The sequence below is a fragment of the Streptomyces sp. PU-14G genome, from assembly GCF_041028275.1.
GTDB lineage: Bacteria > Actinomycetota > Actinomycetes > Streptomycetales > Streptomycetaceae > Streptomyces.
Map to the genome: position 1 here is coordinate 1 of NZ_JASKYT010000666.1, position 1,335 is coordinate 1,335.

The 1,335-nt window shown below is 66.7% G+C and carries 1 protein-coding gene and 1 pseudogene; both read right to left on the bottom strand.

Translation table 11 applies throughout. The annotated features are described in order from the left end of the window. Positions 1–136: 136 nt before the first annotated feature. Positions 137–1,093 carry an ABC transporter substrate-binding protein gene (locus tag AB8Z75_RS34530; RefSeq protein ID WP_369209035.1) on the bottom strand — a complete coding sequence of 319 codons (957 nt, stop codon included), beginning with the start codon at positions 1,091–1,093 and terminating at the stop codon, positions 137–139. Continuing rightward, a pseudogene (locus tag AB8Z75_RS34535) lies at positions 1,090–1,335 on the bottom strand (hypothetical protein); the annotation flags it as partial. The gene AB8Z75_RS34530 and the pseudogene AB8Z75_RS34535, both read right to left, overlap by 4 nt.

The window sequence follows — 1,335 nt, forward strand, 5'->3', positions numbered from 1 at the left end:
GCGCAATTCTGCCCCAGCGGCGGGTGCCCGAAGAGGCGTGAGGCACCGCCGCCACCGCTGCCGGTAGCCCCTCCGCCCCCGTGACAACGGGCGTCACGGGGGCGGAGGGGCTACCGGCAGCGGTGGCGGCGGTGCCTCACTTGGGCATCCACTTCTTCCACTTGTCGGGGTTCTGCTCGACCCACTTGGCGGCGGCCTCGTCGGTGTCCATCTTGTCGATGGTCATCCACTTGACGACCTTGGTCTGGTCGGCGGTGCTCCAGTGGAAGTTCTTGAGGAACTCCGCGGCCTTGCCCCCGTTCTCGGCGAAGTCACGGTTCATGAACTTCGTCAGCTTCGTGTACGGGTAGGCGCAGTCCACCTCGGAGGGCACCTTGTCGCACCCGGGGGTGCGCTTGGGCAGCTTGACCTCCGTCATGGGGACCTTGGAGTTGAGCCACTGCGGCGTCCACCAGTACGTGAGGAAGGGCTCCTTCTTGGCGGCCCGCTTCTGGATCTCCTTGACCTGGGCCGCCTCACTGCCGGCGTAGACCGTCTTGTAGGGCAGGTCCAGGTTCTTGATGATCTGGGCGTCGTAGGTGCTGAAGGAGGGAGAGCCCTCCAGCATCTGGCCCTTGTCCCCGCTCTCGGGGGTCTGGAAGTACTTCTTCAGCTTGGGAAGGTTCTTCCAGTCCTTGACCTCGGGGTGCTCCTTGGCGAAGTACGTCGGCACGTACCAGCCGATGTGGCCGGTCACGCCGAGCTCACCCGCGTTGACGACGGTCTTGAGCTCCTCGACGTACTTCTTCTCCTTCTTCGGCACGCCGCGCCAGTCCTCCATCATGGCGTCGGCGCGGCCGGTGTTGAGCGCGTCGAACATGACGGGCTCGTCCATCTGGAGCGTCTTGACCCGGTAGCCGAGCTTCTTCTCCAGGATCTGCTTGGCCACCGCGACGTTCGCCTCGGAGCCGGCCCAGGCCGCGATGGGCAGGGTGACGGTGTTGGGGGCGCCGCTGTAGTACGGGTCGGCCTTGCCGCAGGAGCTGAGGCCCGCGGCGAGGGCGAGGGCCGCGGCTGCCGCGACCCCGCCCCTGATGATGCGTGTGCGCTTCACTTCGTACCTCCGCGCTTGCCGGTGCCCGCGGACTGGGTGAGCCGGTCGAGCATGAGGCCCAGGCAGACGATGGCGATACCGGCCGAGAGGCCGACGCCCAGGTCGCTCTTTTGGAGTCCGTAGACCACGTCGTAGCCGAGGGCGCCACCGCCGMCCAGSCCSCCGATGACGACSMYGRCSASGASCGTGCACAGCACCGAGACGATCACCTGCGAGAGCGTGTCCATCGACTTGTCCCACAG